The 17,048-nt window shown below is 61.5% G+C and carries 13 protein-coding genes and 2 pseudogenes; 10 read left to right on the top strand and 5 right to left on the bottom strand.

The window, feature by feature from the left end; genetic code table 11:
- Positions 1–244 precede the first annotated feature (244 nt).
- The gene (locus I5961_RS02290) at positions 245–2,047 is read left to right on the top strand and encodes an acyl-CoA dehydrogenase (RefSeq protein WP_227234212.1); all 1,803 of its coding nucleotides are present in this window, start codon (positions 245–247) and stop codon (positions 2,045–2,047) included.
- A gap of 161 nt (positions 2,048–2,208) precedes the next feature.
- Here the strand turns inward: I5961_RS02290 and I5961_RS28760 are convergent, their stop codons facing one another.
- From I5961_RS28760 to I5961_RS02275, 4 genes and pseudogenes are all read right to left on the bottom strand, one after another.
- Positions 2,209–2,940 carry a methyl-accepting chemotaxis protein gene (locus I5961_RS28760; protein WP_413541594.1) on the bottom strand — a complete coding sequence of 244 codons (732 nt, stop codon included), beginning with the start codon at positions 2,938–2,940 and terminating at the stop codon, positions 2,209–2,211.
- Between the two features lie 135 nt (positions 2,941–3,075).
- Positions 3,076–4,101: pseudogene (locus tag I5961_RS28755) on the bottom strand (cache domain-containing sensor histidine kinase); the annotation flags it as partial.
- Between the two features lie 144 nt (positions 4,102–4,245).
- The gene (locus I5961_RS02280) at positions 4,246–4,548 is read right to left on the bottom strand and encodes a cell division protein ZapA (RefSeq protein WP_227234209.1); all 303 of its coding nucleotides are present in this window, start codon (positions 4,546–4,548) and stop codon (positions 4,246–4,248) included.
- Positions 4,545–4,775 carry a hypothetical protein gene (locus tag I5961_RS02275; protein WP_085685455.1) on the bottom strand — a complete coding sequence of 77 codons (231 nt, stop codon included), beginning with the start codon at positions 4,773–4,775 and terminating at the stop codon, positions 4,545–4,547. Before I5961_RS02275 ends, I5961_RS02280 begins: the two co-directional genes overlap by 4 nt.
- 172 nt (positions 4,776–4,947) lie before the next feature.
- Here I5961_RS02275 and I5961_RS28750 point away from each other — a divergent pair.
- From I5961_RS28750 to trxC, 6 genes and pseudogenes are all read left to right on the top strand, one after another.
- Positions 4,948–5,826 (top strand): annotated as a pseudogene (locus I5961_RS28750) (MCP four helix bundle domain-containing protein); the annotation flags it as partial.
- Entirely contained in the window at positions 5,809–6,681 is an 873-nt protein-coding gene (locus I5961_RS28745) for a methyl-accepting chemotaxis protein (RefSeq protein ID WP_371850982.1), read from the top strand. The pseudogene I5961_RS28750 and the gene I5961_RS28745, both read left to right, overlap by 18 nt.
- Before the next feature lie 301 nt (positions 6,682–6,982).
- A complete protein-coding gene (locus tag I5961_RS02265; protein WP_085701081.1) occupies positions 6,983–8,725 on the top strand; it encodes a potassium/proton antiporter in 1,743 nt (580 codons plus the stop codon).
- Between the two features lie 34 nt (positions 8,726–8,759).
- Positions 8,760–12,113 (top strand): mechanosensitive channel MscK, encoded by a 3,354-nt coding sequence (gene mscK, locus I5961_RS02260; protein WP_085701082.1) that lies wholly within the window; start codon positions 8,760–8,762, stop codon positions 12,111–12,113.
- A 48-nt stretch (positions 12,114–12,161) separates the two neighbouring features.
- Positions 12,162–13,625, top strand: a complete 1,464-nt coding sequence (gene selO / locus I5961_RS02255) for a protein adenylyltransferase SelO (protein WP_227234206.1) — start codon at positions 12,162–12,164, stop codon at positions 13,623–13,625.
- An 81-nt stretch (positions 13,626–13,706) separates the two neighbouring features.
- Positions 13,707–14,141 carry a thioredoxin TrxC gene (trxC, locus tag I5961_RS02250; protein ID WP_011332109.1) on the top strand — a complete coding sequence of 145 codons (435 nt, stop codon included), beginning with the start codon at positions 13,707–13,709 and terminating at the stop codon, positions 14,139–14,141.
- 7 nt (positions 14,142–14,148) lie between these two features.
- Here trxC and I5961_RS02245 read toward each other — a convergent pair whose 3' ends face one another.
- Positions 14,149–14,919 carry a ParA family protein gene (locus I5961_RS02245; RefSeq protein ID WP_064382864.1) on the bottom strand — a complete coding sequence of 257 codons (771 nt, stop codon included), beginning with the start codon at positions 14,917–14,919 and terminating at the stop codon, positions 14,149–14,151.
- A gap of 370 nt (positions 14,920–15,289) precedes the next feature.
- Between I5961_RS02245 and I5961_RS02240 the strand changes: the two genes are divergently transcribed.
- The 3 genes from I5961_RS02240 to I5961_RS02230 are packed head-to-tail and all read left to right on the top strand — an operon-like array spanning position 15,290 to position 17,041.
- The gene (locus I5961_RS02240) at positions 15,290–16,015 is read left to right on the top strand and encodes a beta-ketoacyl synthase chain length factor (protein WP_085704985.1); all 726 of its coding nucleotides are present in this window, start codon (positions 15,290–15,292) and stop codon (positions 16,013–16,015) included.
- The gene (locus tag I5961_RS02235) at positions 15,991–16,800 is read left to right on the top strand and encodes a lysophospholipid acyltransferase family protein (protein ID WP_085704983.1); all 810 of its coding nucleotides are present in this window, start codon (positions 15,991–15,993) and stop codon (positions 16,798–16,800) included. The genes I5961_RS02240 and I5961_RS02235 overlap by 25 nt, the downstream gene beginning before the upstream one ends.
- Positions 16,781–17,041, top strand: coding sequence for a phosphopantetheine-binding protein (locus tag I5961_RS02230; protein WP_085701087.1), 261 nt, complete (start codon positions 16,781–16,783; stop codon positions 17,039–17,041). The genes I5961_RS02235 and I5961_RS02230 overlap by 20 nt, the downstream gene beginning before the upstream one ends.
- The last annotated feature ends 7 nt before the right edge of the window (positions 17,042–17,048 follow it).

The raw sequence follows: 17,048 nt of genomic DNA, 5'->3' as shown, positions 1-17,048 counted from the left end.
GAATGCCTCAAGGGACGCTCCGCGTTCCAGCCGCGCTGCCAATTTCAAGTCTGGCACCGATGGGACGCGGAGCGTCCCGGGCTGCATTCCCACGCAGAGCGTGGGAACGATCGCACACCAATATAGAAATGGGCGCCCTCACCGGCGCCCATTTTTTTGGCCTCTCCATCACCGTCATCAATCTTCCTGTTCAGTCTTTATTCGCACGCCTAGACTCGGCCCATTCCAAAAAAGGTAGGCCGCCATGTCCGAGACGCTGCTCAGTTCCCGCAATCTGGCTTTCGAGCTGTACGAAGTCCTCGATGCCGAGGGCCTGACCCGGCGTGAGCGGTTTGCCGAGCACAACCGCGAAACCTTTGATGCCGCCATCGGCACGGCGCGCAACATCGCCGAGAAGTACTTCGCACCGCACAACCGCAAGGGCGATGAGAACGAGCCGCGCTACGAGAACGGTCAGGCGATTCTGATTCCCGAGGTGAAACCGGCGGTGGATGCCTTCCTCGAAGCCGGATTCCTCAACGCCGCGCGCAGTTTCGACGCCGGCGGCATGCAACTGCCTACATTGCTGTCCCAGGCCTGCTTCGCTCACTTTCAGTCGGCCAACGCCGCTTCGACCTCCTATCCGTTCCTGACCATGGGCGCGGCCAACCTGATCGAAAGTTTCGGCACCGAAGAGCAGAAGCAGCGCTTCCTGCAACCGATGATCGACGGCCGCTTCTTCGGCACCATGGCCCTGACCGAACCCCATGCAGGCTCGTCGCTGTCGGATATTCGTACCCGTGCCGAGCCGGCGTCCGACGGAACTTATCGACTCAAGGGCAACAAGATCTTCATTTCCGGCGGCGATCACCCGCTCTCGGAAAACATCGTGCACATGGTGCTGGCCAAGCTGCCGGATGCGCCGGCCGGGGTGAAGGGGATTTCGCTGTTTATCGTGCCCAAATTCCTGGTCAACGATGACGGCAGCCTCGGCAAGCGCAACGACGTGCTGCTGGCCGGGCTGTTTCACAAGATGGGTTGGCGCGGAACGACCTCGACTGCGCTGAACTTCGGCGATAACGGCGAATGCGTCGGCTATCTGGTTGGCAAGCCGCATCACGGTTTGAGCTACATGTTCCAGATGATGAACGAGGCGCGGATCGGCGTCGGCATGGGCGCGGTGATGCTCGGTTATGCCGGTTATCTGTACTCGCTGGAATACGCTCGCGAACGTCCGCAAGGCCGGGTACCGGACAGCAAGGACCCGACGACGGCGCCGGTGGCGATCATTCAGCACGCGGATGTCAGACGCATGCTGCTGACGCAAAAATCCTACGTCGAAGGTGCGTTCGATCTCGGCCTGTATGCGGCGCGACTGTTCGATGACACCACCACGCTGGAAACCGAAGCCGAGCGCAAACAGGCTCACGAGCTTTTGGATTTGCTGACGCCGATTGTCAAATCCTGGCCGTCGGAGTTCTGCCTGAAAGCCAACGAACTGGCGATCCAGATTCTCGGCGGCCACGGTTACACCCGCGAATACCCGGTGGAGCAGTACTACCGCGACAACCGCCTGAACCCGATCCACGAAGGCACCCACGGCATTCAGTCGCTCGACTTGCTGGGACGCAAACTGGCGCAGAACGGTGGCGCCGGACTCAAGCAACTGATGCGCCTGATCGCCGACACCGCCGAACGCGCGACGGCGTATGGATCGTTGACCGCACTGCGTGAGCCTTTGGAGAAACTGGTGGCGCGCCTACAGAGCGTGACCATTGGTCTGCTTACCGACCTGGCCCAGGGCAAGGTCAACAGCAGCCTGGCGAACTCGGCGTTGTACCTGAAGGTGTTCGGGCATGCGGTGATTGGCTGGCGCTGGCTGGAGCAGGCGCTTCGCGCCGAGGAAGGGTTGGCCAAGGGCAATGCGGCGGATGCCGACTTCTATAACGGCAAGTTGCAGGCGGCGCGGTATTTCCTGACGTGGGAAGTGCCGGGGTGTCAGCATGAGCTGACGTTGCTGGAGACCCGGGATGACACGTGCCTGGCAATGCAGGATGCATGGTTCTAACCCCTCACCATGATCATTCCCACGTCGAGGCGTCGAACCGTCTGCGTGGGAATGCCTACTCTGACGCTCTGCGTCACGATCTTGAGGGGACGCGGAGCGTCCCGGGCTGCATTCCCACGCGGAGCGTGGGAACGATCAGTGCCTCGACAGGGAACGATCAGTCAGCTCAGCTTGAACCCACCCATCTGCCGCGCCAGATCATCCGCCAACCGCTGCAACATCTGACAATCCTCACGACAAGCGCGAACCTCGCCCGCCGTGGCCCGCGCCAGATCGGAAATCCCCTGCACATTGCGGTTGATCTCTTCGGTCACCGCCGACTGCTCCTCTGTCGCCGTCGCGACTTGATGGTTCATGTCGCTGATACGCTCGACCTGCCCGGTAATCGCGGTCAGTGAAACCCCGGTACGCTGACTCGATTCAACGCCGGTGCCCGTCGCGGCCTGGCCGGTGCGCATCGATGACACCGCATTCTCCGCCCCCTGCTTGAGGCTGCCGATCATCTGCTGAATCTCGTCGGTAGACGCCTGAGTGCGGCGCGCCAGCGTCCGCACTTCATCTGCCACCACCGCAAAACCACGCCCCATATCGCCGGCCCGCGCCGCCTCGATCGCCGCGTTCAACGCCAACAGATTGGTCTGCTCGGACACCCCGCGAATCACCGCCAGCACCTGATCGATCGACGCCACCTGATGCGCCAGTTCACCTACCGCGCCGGCAGCAACGCCGATTTCATCGGACATGCTTTCTATATGGCGAATCGACCCGCCGACCACTTCCCGCGCCTGCATCGCTTCATCGCGGGCGGTTTGCGAGGCGAGCGCCGCGTTACCGGCATTCTGGGCGATCTCCTGCACGGTCAGGCCCATTTCGTGGACGGCGGTGGCGACCATATCGGTCATTTCCTGCTGGCGACCCGAGCGTTCGGCGGTGTTATCCACAACCCTGGCCACCTGGCCGACGGCAACGCGCAGACGCTCGCTGGTGGTCAACACTTCGCCGATCATCCCGCGCTGGCTGTCGAGGAAACGGTTGAAGCCCCGAGCGAGGTCGCCCAGTTCATCGGCGCGGCTGGAATCTAACCGGTGAGTCAAATCTCCACCACCGCTACCGATTGCTACCAGTGCCGCTGTTACCTGACGAATCGGTCGCACCAATCCCTGGGCCAGCCAGATCACCAGCGCCAGACAAACAACCGCCACGGCCAGACCGATACCGCTGCTCATCCACATCGCCCGGCGGGCTTCGGCGTAGATCTGCGACTGTGGCACTTCGGCCACCAGGGTCCAGCCGAGGTCGCGCAAAGGCAGGCTGAAGGCGAGGAAGTCTTCGCCATCGCGCTGGAAGCTGCTGTTGGTCGCTACTTTGTGGCCCATGACCGCTTGCGCCGCATTGGCGCCGATCTGCTCCGTGAGGGTGCGTTTGCCGCTGAACTGTGCCTCGGGATGAACCTGAATCAAACCGTCGGAACGCACGAGATAGACCTTGCCGCGTTCGCCGAAACTGAAGTTGTGGATCAACTCGGACAGCTCTTTCATGCTCAGCCCGAGCCCCGCAACGCCGACCACTTTGCCGGCCTGCTCCACCTTCAAGTCGATGAACAGCGCCAGCTCTCCGGTAGCTCCGTCGTTGTCGATGTTGAGAGTTCGAGGCTGGTTGCTGTCGAGAAACGAGTAGAACCACGCATCGGCCGGCTTGTCGCGACTGAGGGTGCGATCCAGACCTTTTTCGGTGATGTAGTGATTGGATTCGGTGCCAATGATCAGCGCCGTGAAAGCCTTGTGTTCGGCGCGGATACCTTCCAGATACTGCGCGAAGCCGGCCGTTTTGCCGGAGTCTTCACCATTGGCCAGCCAGTCGCGGACCATGGTGTTGCTGGCGATGTCTTTGGCGGCGGTGAGGGGTTGAACGAGGATACGTTCGATGTCGTTGCGCGTCGCTTCGATGCTCGACGGCAACGCCTGTTCGACCAGATAGCTCTGGGCGAGGCGGTTGACCACCAGGGTATAAATGCCAACCACGATCAAGATGCTGACCAGCAGAGCGGTGCCCATGCCGAGGATCAGCTGCCATTGAATACTGCGACGCCAGAACTGCATGGAGCACCCCAAAGAATAAGAGGCTGAAACACTGCAACAGCCGTGCCGATTGTATACAGCTCAATCGACAATCTTATTCTTTGATTGTGCGCAACCCCATCAACCCTGATTGATGGTCTTGGCGATGGTCTCGACCGTGGCGCTGACTTGCTCTTGGTAACGCTCGAGTTCTTCCTGATGCTGCTTCTTCATTTCAATCTGCTGCGAACACAGATTCATCGCCGCCAGCACCAGCAGGCGGTCGCCGATCAGAGTCGGGTATTTGCGCTTGGTGTCGGCCAGTGCGGCCTTGAGCATCAAGGCGGCGTCCAGCAGGGTCTGTTCTTCCCCGGCCGGTGCCTTGATCGAATAGTCCTCCCCCATGATGGAGATGACTTTTACCCCTACTGTGCCGTGGTTCATGCGCTGACAGGACCGGCGTTGACGCGATCAACCAGGGCCTGGATGCGTGCGGCGGTGGCGCCGTGCTTTTCTTCCTGTTCCATCAGGCTCAGTTGCAGGCTTTCGTTTTCATCCTTGGCCCGGGCCAGTTCCGTGGACAGGGTCTGGTTGGTTTCCGACAGGGTCTGGTTCTGTTGCACCAGATCGCTGACGAGCTGTTCCAATTGGCTGAGGGATGCTTCCAACATTTTGATATTCCAAGCGTTTTTCAAAGGGCGCGTACGATAAAGAAAAGTCGTCGTGGATGCCAGGATTAAACCGGCGCAAGGCCTTGATTTTCCTGGCGGCTCGACCGTTCTCGCGAGTCTTAGAGACTGTGATCTGCCGATCTGGTTCCTGCACTTCGTCGCTTGCGTGCGGATGCGACAAATACGCACACCGACTCAAGACTTTAGTCGTATGACCGATAAGTCACCCAACAGCAGTCTCAGCCCGCACGGATGCGGCCCTTCTTTGGTATCCGCCTCCATGTCCCTTCGCAATATGAACATCGCCCCCCGGGCGTTCACCGGTTTTGCCCTGATCGGCGGCCTGATGCTGATTCTCGGCATATTCGCCCTGAACCAGATGAGCAAGATCCGCGCAGCAGGCGAAGACATCGCCACCGCCAGCGTGCCTTCGATCAAGGCCCTGGACGAATTCACCCAGTTGACCCTGCGCCTGCGCGTGCTGTCGTATCGGTTGCTGATCAACCGTGAGCCGGACGTCCAGCAAAAAACCATCGAGCTGTTCGATTTGCGCAACCGGCAGATCGCCGACGCGCAACGCGCCTACGAGCCGCTGATCGAAGGCCCGCAAGAACGCGCGGCTTACGATCAGTACGTGCAATTGCTGGCGCAGTACCGTCAACTCGAAGACCGCATGAAGACTCTGTCGCGCAACAATCAGGTCGACGAATTGCGTCAGATGCTCAACACCGATTTGCTCGCCAACTCCGAAGCGGTGAATACCGCCCTCGCGCGTTTGCTGGAGATCAACACCCAACAGATCGCCGAGACCAATCAGGGCGCCACTGATCAGTATTCGATGTCGTTCAATCTGGTGGTGACGCTGCTGGTGATTGCCACCGGCCTGACCTTGCTGTTCGCCTGGCTGCTGACCGTCAGCATCACCAAGCCGATCGCCAAGGCACTGGATGCCGCGGAAACCATCGCCGAAGGCAACCTGACCCAGCCGATCCATGTGGATGGCAGCGACGAAGCCGGACGCCTGCTGGCGGCCATGGCCAAGATGCAGTCGAAACTGCGCGATACCCTGCAGCGGATTTCCGGCTCGGCTACGCAACTGGCGTCCGCCGCCGAAGAGCTGAACAGCGTCACCGACGAAAGCGCCCGTGGCCTGACCCAGCAGAACAACGAAATCGAGCAGGCTGCCACGGCGGTCAACGAAATGACCAGCGCTGTTGAAGAGGTCGCGCGCAACGCCGTCAGCACGTCCGAAGCTTCGAAGAATGCCACCACCTCCGCCGGCGACGGCCGCGATCTGGTGCAGGAAACCGTCAGCGCCATCGAACGCATGAGCGCCGACGTGCAGAGCACTGCGACCCTGATCGGCGATCTGGCCAACGAATCACGCGATATCGGCAAGGTGCTGGACGTGATTCGCGGCCTGGCCGACCAGACCAACCTGCTGGCACTCAACGCTGCGATTGAAGCGGCCCGTGCCGGTGAGGCCGGTCGTGGTTTTGCCGTGGTGGCTGACGAAGTGCGGGCCCTGGCGCATCGCACCCAGCAGTCGACCAGTGAAATCGAGCGCATGATCGGCAGCATCCAGAGCGGCACCGAACACGCGGTGGATTCGATGCGCAACAGCACCGAGCGCGCCGAGTCGACCCTGAACATCGCCCGTGGCGCCGGCCTGTCGCTGGACACCATCAACACCGCCATCGTGGAAATCAACGAGCGCAATCTGGTGATCGCCAGCGCCGCCGAAGAACAGGCGCAAGTGGCGCGGGAAGTGGATCGCAACCTGGTGAACATCCGCGATCTGTCGGTGCAATCGGCGACCGGCGCGAATCAGACCAGTGCGGCGAGTAACGAACTGTCGCGTCTGGCGCTGGATCTGAACAATATGGTTGGGCGGTTTAGCCTCTAAGCCTCTGCATCGATCGTTCCCACGTCGAACCGTCTGCGTGGGAATACAGTCGCCCTCCGCGTTGATCGTTCCCACGCTCTGCGTGGGAATGCAGCCCGGGACGCTCCGCGTCCCAGAAGCGGACGCAGAGCTGTCCATTGAAGCATTCCCACGCGGACGGTTCGACGCCTCGACGTGGGAACGATCGCCTCCTCTGGTACAAAACCTTTTTGACAGCATCACATTTCAACAGGTTAGAATCGCTGGCACGCAGACTGCATGGTCAGTTTGTGCCCGTCTTTCCGCTTCTGGAGTACTGCCTTTGAATGCGACGACCATCAACAGCCTGTTCTTGATCGGCGCGTTGCTGGTAGGCGCAAGCATTCTTGTCAGCTCCCTTTCCTCCCGTCTCGGCATCCCGATTCTGGTGATCATCCTTGCAGTCGGCATGACTGCCGGGGTCGATGGCGGCGGCATCATTTTCGATAACTACCCGACGGCCTATCTGGTCGGCAACCTCGCACTGGCAGTGATCCTGCTCGACGGCGGCTTGCGCACCCGGGTGTCGAGTTTCCGCGTGGCCCTGTGGCCGGCCTTGTCGCTGGCCACGGTCGGCGTCCTTATAACCACCGGCCTCACCGGCATGGCCGCCGCGTGGCTGTTCGACCTTAATCTGATCCAAGGCCTGCTGATCGGCGCCATCGTCGGTTCCACAGACGCCGCGGCGGTGTTCTCGCTGCTCGGCGGCAAGGGCCTGAACGAGCGGGTGACCGCCAGTCTGGAAATCGAGTCCGGCAGCAACGACCCGATGGCAGTGTTCCTCACCGTGACCCTGATCGACATGCTCGCCAGCGGCCAGACCGGCCTGCACTGGAGCCTGCTGACCCACCTGATCCGCGAGTTCGGCATCGGTGGCGTGATCGGCCTCGGCGGCGGCTGGCTGATGCTGCAACTGGTCAACCGGATCAATCTGGCTGCCGGCCTGTATCCGATTCTGGTGATCGCCGGCGGTCTGGTGGTGTTCGCCCTGACCAACGCCCTGCACGGCAGCGGCTTCCTCGCCGTGTACCTGTGCGGCCTGGTGATCGGCAACCGCCCGGTGCGCAGCCGTCACGGCATCCTGCACATGCTCGACGGCATGGCGTGGCTGGCGCAGATCGGCATGTTTCTGGTGCTGGGTTTGCTGGTCACTCCGCACGATCTGCTGCCGATCGCCTTGCCTGCCCTGGGCCTGGCGCTGTGGATGATCCTGTTCGCACGGCCGCTGTCGGTGGTAGTCGGGCTGCTGCCGTTCAAGGCCTTCCATGGCCGCGAAAAAGCCTTCATTTCCTGGGTCGGCCTGCGTGGCGCGGTGCCGATCATTCTGGCGGTGTTCCCGCTGATGGCCGGGCTGCCGAATGCGCAGCTGTACTTCAACCTCGCCTTCTTCATCGTGCTGGTGTCGCTGCTGGTGCAGGGCACGAGCCTGCCGTGGGTGGCCAAGCTGCTCAAGGTGACAGTACCGCCGGAGCCGGCACCAATCTCCCGCGCCGCCCTCGAAGTACACGTCACCAGCGAGTGGGAACTGTTCGTCTACAAGCTCGGCGCGGAAAAATGGTGCATCGGTTCGCCCCTGCGCGAACTGAAAATGCCCGAAGGCACCCGTATCGCAGCCCTGTTTCGCGGCCAGCAACTGCTCCATCCGTCGGGTAGTACGGTGCTGGAAGTCGATGATTTGCTGTGTGTTATCGGCCATGAACACAACCTTCCGGCCCTCGGAAAACTGTTCAGCCAGGCGCCGCAACGCGGCCTCGATCTGCGCTTCTTCGGCGACTTCGTACTTGAAGGAGACGCGCAGCTCAAAGCGGTTGCCGCCCTGTACGGCCTGCCCGCCGAAGGCATCGACCCGGACATGACTCTGGGCCACTTCATTGCTCAGAAAGTCGGCGGTGCACCGATCGTTGGCGACCAGGTGGAATGGAACAACACCCACTGGACGGTTGCGGTCATGGACGGGAACAAGATCGGCAAAGTGGGCGTCAGATTCCCCGAAGGAAGTCGCCCAGGCCCCGGGCTCTTCCTCTAAACTGCGTCCACTCCAACTTGCTTGACCGGTCTCTATGCCTACCCTGCGCTCCTTTTTCGTCGCGGCCCTGCTGGGCCTGAGTCTTACTGTCGGCCCGCTGCAAGCCGCCGAACCGCCGTCCAGCGAAGCCGTGCAGGCCAGTCTGGACAAGATCGCCGACAGCAAACTGCCCGACGCCGATAAAAAGACCCTGCAAACGGTCCTGCAAAACACGCTGAACCAGCTCAATAACCGGCGTGACTACGAGCAGAAGCTGATCGATCTCAAGCAGCAACTGGCCTCGGCACCGAAGCAAACCATCGAGAACACCCGCGAACTGACCCGCCTCAAGGCCAGCGCCGTGGTGCCGGTGGCGCAGCGCTTCCCCAAGGAAAACATCCAGCAGCTGGAGCAGATGCTCACCGAGCGCTCGACCCAGCAAAGCGATCTGCAAAAGGCCCTGGCCGAAGCCAACAGCCTGATCATCACCGCCCAGACCCGCCCCGAGCGCGCCCAGGCCGAGATCTCCAGCAGCCAGACGCGCATCCAGCAGATCAACAACATCCTCAAGACCGGCAAGGACGGCGGCAAGCCCCTGAGCGCCGAGCAACGCGACCAGCTCAACGCCGAGCTGGCCGCCCTGAACGCGCTGATCCCGCTGCGTCGGCAGGAACTGGCCGGCAACAACCAGTTGCAGGATCTGGGCAACAGTCAGCATGACCTGCTCTCGGAGAAATCCGACCGCCTGGACCGCGAGATCCAGGAACTGCAAACCCTGATCAACCAGAAGCGTCTGGCCCTGTCTCAAGAGACCGTGACCCAGCAATCGATCGAGGCGCAGAAGTCCGGCAGCAGCACCCTGCTCGCCACCGAAAGCGCGGCCAACCTCAAGCTCTCCGACTATCTGCTCAAGAGCACCGACCGCCTCAACGAAGTCACCCAGCAGAACCTGCAGACCAAACAGCAACTGGACAGCGTGACCCAGAGCGATTCGGCCCTCGACGAGCAGATCAACGTGCTCAAGGGCAGCCTGCTGCTGTCGAAGATTCTCTATAAACAGAAACAGGCCCTGCCACGCCTCAAGGTCGATCGCGACCTGGCGGACCAGATCGCCGATATTCGTCTGTATCAGTTCGAAGTCAGCCAGCAGCGAGAACTGCTGAGCAACCCGACGGCTTACGTCGACAACCTGCTGTCCACCCAGCCGCCGGAGCAAGTCACGCCGCAACTGCGCAAAAGCCTGCTGGAACTGGCCAACACCCGCGCCGACCTGCTGGAGCGTCTGAACCGCGAATTGAGCGCGATGCTCAACGAGTCGATCACCCTGCAACTGAACCAGAAACAACTGCTGAGCACCGCGCAGAGCCTGCGTGCGACGCTCGACGAGCAGATGTTCTGGATTCCGAGCAACAAGCCACTGGACGCCGAATGGATGCGCGGCGTGCCGGAACGCCTCAAGCGTCAGATCGACACCTTGCCACTGGCCTCAAGCTTCAGTGAACTGACCGACGGCCTGACCCAGCGACCGCTGTTGTTCCTGCCGCTGGCGCTGCTGATCGGCGCGTTGCTGTGGCGCCGCAAGCAGTTGTATTCGCGCCTGAACAAGGTTCACCAGGACATCGGTCACTTCAAACGTGACAGCCAGTGGCACACGCCGCAGGCGATTCTGATCAATATTTTGCTGGCGATGCCGGTGGCGCTGGGCCTGGCCCTGTGCGGGCTGGCGTTGCAGATCGACGCCCGCGGGCAGAACGCCAACATGGGCGCGGCGCTGCTGCAAATGGCCCAGGCATGGCTGGTGTTCTACACCGCTTACCGGATCCTCGCGCCGGGTGGCGTGGCCGAATTGCACTTCCGCTGGGAAAAGCCGCAGGTCGAATTCCTGCAAGGCTGGGTCCGTCGCCTCGGACTGGTGGTCATGGCACTGGTGGCGGTGGTGGCGGTTGCCGAGTTGCAACCGGCGGCGCTGGCCGACGATGTCATCGGCATGCCGGTGGTGCTGACCTGCTACGCCCTGATGGCATGGCTGCTCAGCCGCCTGCTGATCAGCAGCCCGACCCACGAAAACGCTTCGCTGTTCCGCAAGGCCGTAGGCGTGATGTTCACCCTGCTGCCTATCGCGCTGTTCGTCGCTGTGTGCTTCGGCTACTACTACACCGCGCTGAAGCTCAGCGACCGTTTGATCAACACGCTGTATCTGCTGATGTTCTGGCTGGTGATCGAGGCCACTTTCGTCCGTGGTCTGGCGGTCGCGGCCCGCCGCCTGGCTTACCAGCGCGCCCTGGCCAAACGTCAGGCTGCGAAGGAAGCCGGCGATGGCGAAGCGGTGATCGAAGAGCCAACCCTGGACATCGAGAAGGTCAACGAACAGTCCCTGCGCCTGATCCGCCTGGCCCTGCTCGGCGGTTTCATCGCCGCGCTGTACTGGGTCTGGGCCGACCTGATCACCGTGTTCTCGTACCTCGACAACATCACCCTCTACGAATACACCAGCGGCACCGGCGCCAACATGAGCATGGTGCCGATCAGCATCGGCGACATGCTCGGCGCGCTGATCATCATCGGCATTACCTTTGCGCTCGCCCGCAACTTGCCGGGCCTGCTGGAAGTGTTCGTACTGTCGAAACTCAATCTGGCCCAGGGCAGTGCCTACGCGACCACGACGCTGCTGTCGTACGTGATCGCCGGGGTCGGTTTCGTCTCGACCCTGTCGACACTCGGCGTGAGCTGGGACAAGTTGCAGTGGCTGGTGGCGGCGCTCTCTGTGGGCCTCGGTTTCGGCATGCAGGAGATCTTCGCGAACTTCATCTCCGGCATCATGATCCTGTTCGAGCGCCCGGTGCGGATCGGCGACACCATCACTATCGGCAACCTGTCGGGCACGGTGAGCAAGATCCGCATCCGCGCCACGACCATCACCGACTTCGACCGCAAGGACATCATTGTCCCGAACAAGACGTTCATCACCGGGCAACTGATCAACTGGTCGCTGACCGACACCATCACCCGGGTGACCCTCAAACTCGGCGTGGATTACGGTTCGGATCTGGATCTGGTCAAGGAACTGCTGCTCAAGGCCGCCCGGGAAAACCCGCGCGTGCTCAAGGAACCCGAGCCGCACGTGTACTTCCTCAACTTCGGCGAAAGCACTCTCGATCATGAACTGCGCATGCATGTGCGCGACCTCGGTGACCGCAACCCGGTGCTCGACGAGGTCAACCGCTTCATCAACCGTGAGTTCAAGAAGCAGCACATCAACATCTCGTTCCGGCAGATGGAGGTGTACCTGAAGAACCTGCACGGCCAGGAATACAAGATGGTGCCGATCGAGCCGGAAACCAAAACCATCGTCCCGGTCAGCGACGAGCAAAAACCGCTGCAAGAGCCGCCGCCCGCCAAACTCGACTAACCGGACTAATCCCAGCAGAATGCTCGGACATTCTGCTGGAGCCGGCCCTTGAAAGCCCTCGACGAACTGACCTTCGACAACCGCTTCGCCCGCCTGGGCGACGCGTTCTCGGCCCATGTGCTGCCCGAACCGATCGACAATCCGCGACTGGTGGTCGCCAGCCCGGCGGCCCTCGCGCTGCTGGATCTGCAACCGGCGGCGGCTGACACCCGGGAATTCGCTGAATTGTTCGGCGGCCACAAGTTGTGGGCCGATGCCGAGCCACGGGCGATGGTTTATTCCGGGCATCAATTCGGCGGGTATACGCCGCAACTGGGCGATGGTCGTGGGCTATTGCTGGGCGAGGTCTATAACGAAGCCGGCGAGCACTGGGACTTGCATTTGAAGGGCGCCGGGCAGACGCCGTTCTCGCGCATGGGCGATGGTCGCGCAGTGCTGCGCTCCTCGATTCGTGAATTTCTCGCCTCCGAAGCGCTGTATGCGCTGAATATCCCCTCGTCACGCGCCGCCTGCGTGATCGGCTCCGACACTCCGGTCTGGCGTGAGAAACAGGAGCGCGCCGCGATGGTGCTGCGCCTGGCGCCGAGCCACATTCGCTTCGGCCATTTCGAATATTTCTATTACACCAAGCGTCCCGAACAGCAGAAGCAGCTCGGCGAGCACGTGCTGGCGATGCACTACCCCGAATGCCTGGAACAGCCGGAACCGTATCTGGCGATGTTCCGCGAGATCGTCGAGCGCAACGCCGAATTGATCGCCAAATGGCAGGCCTACGGTTTTTGCCACGGGGTGATGAACACCGACAACATGTCGATCCTCGGCATTACCTTCGACTTCGGTCCATTCGCCTTCCTCGACGATTTCGACGCGAACTTCATCTGCAACCACTCCGATGATCAGGGGCGCTACTCCTTCAGCAATCAGGTGCCGGTCGGCCAGTGGAACCTCAGCGCCCTGGCCCAGGCCCTGACGCCGTTCATCAGCGTCGAAGCCCTGCGCGAAACGCTCGGCCTGTACCTGCCACTGTTCCAGGCGCACTACCTCGACCTGATGCGCCGCCGTTTCGGCTTCATCACCGCCGAGGACGACGACCAGCAGTTGCTGGAGCAACTGCTGCAACTGATGCAGAACAGCGGCGTCGACTACACGCTGTTCTTCCGCCGCCTGGGCGAAGAGTCAGCCGAGCGGGCCGTCGCTCGCCTGCGCGATGACTTCGTCGATATCAAAGGTTTCGATGCCTGGGGCGAGCGTTATGTCGCCCGTGTCGCACGCGACGGCGCGACCGATCAGGAACAGCGCCGTGCGCGGATGCATGCGGTGAACCCGCTGTACATCCTGCGCAATTATCTGGCGCAGAAGGCGATTGATGCGGCCGAGCAGGGTGACTACTCCGAGGTACGGCGGCTGCATGCGGTGTTGAGCAATCCATTCGAGGAACAGCCTGGAATGGAAAGCTATGCGGAACGGCCGCCGGAGTGGGGCAAGCATCTGGAGATCAGTTGTTCGTCGTAAGCGGGAACGACTGCACCTTGATAATCGATCCGTACGGCTCCAGATCAGTCGTACGATCCCGTTTTATTCATTGAGCTGATCATGACCGACCCACTCCTCATCCCCTGCCCCTCCTGCAACGGCCTCAACCGCATCCCCGCCGAGCGCCTCAACGATCATCCGAAGTGCGGCCGCTGCAAGTCCGAAGTGCTGTTGAACAAGCCGTTTGAACTCAAGCAAGGCGATTACGCCAGTCAGATCAAGGGCGATCTGCCGTTGCTGGTGGACGTGTGGGCGGACTGGTGCGGGCCGTGCAAGTCGTTTGCGCCGGTGTTCGAGCAGGCGGCTGCGCAGCTGGCAGGCAAGTGCCGGCTGGCCAAGCTGGACAGCGAGGCCAATCAGCAGTTGTCGGCGCAGTTGGGGATTCGTTCGATTCCGAGCCTGATTCTGTTGCGCAACGGCCGGGAAGTGGCCCGTCAGAGCGGGGCCTTCCCGTTGCCGCAGTTGATGGCCTGGCTGCGCAGCCAGGGCATCTGACAAGGCTTCAGGCGTCTTCGAGCAGGTTGTGCAGTTCCACGAACTGCTGCGTCAGCTTGTGCCGCGGGTCGAGATGGATCAGCGGCATACTGGCCTGATGCGATTCGCGCATGCGCACTGAGCTGGCGAGGTAGACCGGCAATACCGGCAGGCCCTCGGCGATCAGTTCGTCGAGGATCTGCTGCGGCAGGCTGGCCCGGGCCTGGAACTGGTTGACCACAATGCCTTCGACTTCCAGGCCTTCGTTGTGGTCTTCCTTCAACTCGTCGATCTCGGCGATCAGACCGTAGAGGGCCTGACGCGAGAAGCTGTCGCAGTCAAAGGGAATCAGTACCCGATCGGCGGCAATCAGTGCCGAGACCGCATAGAAATTCAGCGCCGGCGGCGTATCCAGATAGATCCGGTCGTAATCTTCCGACAATTCGTCGAGCAGCTTTCGCAGCTTGTTGATCTTGTGTTTGGCCTCGAGCTTGGGTTGCAAGTCGGCCAGTTCGGCGGTGGCGGTGATGATGTGCAGGTTGTCGAACGGCGTTTCGTAGATATCCGCCTGATTCTTTTTCGAGAACGGCCCGGAAGACAGGGTCTGCTTGAAGAAGTCGGCAATGCCCATCGGAATGTCATCACCCGTGAGCCCGGTCAGATACTGAGTGGAGTTGGCTTGGGCATCGAGGTCCACCAACAGCGTGCGATAACCCTCGCTGGCGCTCACCGCCGCCAGATTGCAGGCAATGCTGGATTTGCCCACGCCACCTTTCTGATTGAACACCACGCGCCGCATGACAAAACCTCCGTGTATCAAAGAATGACCGAGTGTAGTGGTGCCCGGTGCCGGTTCGCTACCTCGATGGATACGGACTACAGAGTCAGGCGCCAATATCCCAATGAATACGGGGCAAAGACACCCGTTGATCGCCGATTCGCCCGACAGACAGACACCCGACAATCTGGATAATGGCCAAGTGACAGTTTTCTGCTGCGTACCATTCGGTCCATTTCACTGCGCAAAATGTAACCAGCATTTGCTACACACTCGTCGCACCGGGATAATGCGCGCCACCCGGCGCCACGCGCCATGCCATTTCAGGCTAAATCAGCTCAGCGGCGACGTTGGCGAAACCGCGTCAAATCGGCCCGCAGGGGCGGGATAAATGTCCGTGATCAACTTCAACATCGCCCAATGGCGCGCCTGGGCTCCCGGGCTCGACAGCGTGGAAGCCTGGCAGGCCTGGAGCCGACAACCGGTCGTGCTCGAAAGCAGCGATGCCGCACCCGATGTGTCGTTTCTGCCGGCCATGCAGCGCCGTCGTCTCAGCCGTCTGGCGCGGATGGCGTTCAGCGTCGGCTGGCCGCTGGCCGACGGTCGGGAAAATCTGCCGCTGGTCTTTGTCTCCCGGCATGGCGAAACCCCGCGCACCTTTGAAATCCTCAGCGATCTGGCTAACGAACAGCCGCTGTCGCCGACCCAGTTCAGCCTGTCGGTGCACAACGCGATCATCGGCCTGTGGTCGATCATGCGCGGCGAAACCAGCGAAATGACCGCCCTCGCCGCGGCCGGCGACGGCCTCGAACACGGCATGCTCGAAGCCGCCACATTGCTCAACGAAGGCGCCCCGGCAGTTTTGCTGGTGATCACCGAGGAACAACCGCCCGAAGCCTATTCGACGTGGGTCGACGACGTTCCGTTTCCCTATGCGGTCGGGCTGTTGCTCACCCCCGGTACCGACTGGCGGCTGACCCTGAACAGCGCCCCGCAAGCAGTGTCAAAACCGCAGTGGCCCCATGCACTGAATCTGCTGCGAACCCTGCTCGGTCAGCAACCCCATTGCCAACATGCCTGGAAGACTCGTCTATGGACCTGGCAACGCAACCTGTAATCGGAAAAAACCGCGATGCCTATTACTGGCGTCTGCTGGCCACCGCCACCAGCTTCGCCCTGTTCGGGCTCGGTGGCCTGTGCCTGCGCCTGCTGGTATTCCCATTGCTCGGTTGCCTGCCGGGCGACGCCATTGCGCATCGCGAGCGGGCGCGCCAGACCGTCAGCCGGCTGTTCTGGTTTTTCGTTCGGTTCATGGCCCGTACCGGCGTGCTGACCTACGACATCCAGGGCGCCGAACGTCTGGGCCGTCCGGGGCAGATGATCATCGCCAATCACCCGTCGCTGATCGATGTGGTGTTCCTGATCGGCCTGGTGCGTCGGGCCAACTGCGTGGTGAAGAAAAGCCTGTGGGAAAACCCCTTCACCCGTGGCCCGCTGCGCAGCACCGAATACATCAGCAACGACGGCAGCATGGACATGCTCGATGCCGCCGCCAACGCGCTGCAAAGCGGCCAGACCCTGATCATTTTTCCCGAAGGCACCCGCACCCAACCGGGTCAGGCGCCAGCCTTTCATCGGGGCGCAGCGGCCATTGCACTGCGCGGTGCGAAAATCGTCACCCCGGTGGTCATCCAGGTCAGTCCGACCACCCTGACCAAGGCCGAACCCTGGTATCGCATCCCCAGTCGCCGCGTGCACTTCAGTTTTCGCGTCGGGGCCGATATAGACCCACAGACTTTTGCCGCGCAGGGACCTGCCCCGCAGGCCTCGCGCAAGCTCAATGACTATTTGCACCAATTCTTTATCAAGGAGCTCGCCGAAGATGAGCGATCTAAACCGTGACATCAAAGAGCTGATCATCGACGCCCTGGGCCTCGAAGACATCAGCGCAGAGGACATCGGCGACGACCAGACACTGTTCGGCGAAGGCCTGGGCCTGGACTCCGTCGACGCTCTGGAGCTCGGCCTGGCGATTCAGAAAAAGTACGGCATCAAGATCGACGCCGACGCCAAGGACACCCGCAACCATTTCACCAACGTGGCGAGCCTTGCGGCGTTCGTCACTGCAAAACAGGCAGCTTGAGACCGGA

This window comes from Pseudomonas sp. IAC-BECa141 (assembly GCF_020544405.1).
Lineage (GTDB): Bacteria > Pseudomonadota > Gammaproteobacteria > Pseudomonadales > Pseudomonadaceae > Aquipseudomonas.
This window is presented reverse-complemented; position numbering and strand designations above follow the sequence as displayed.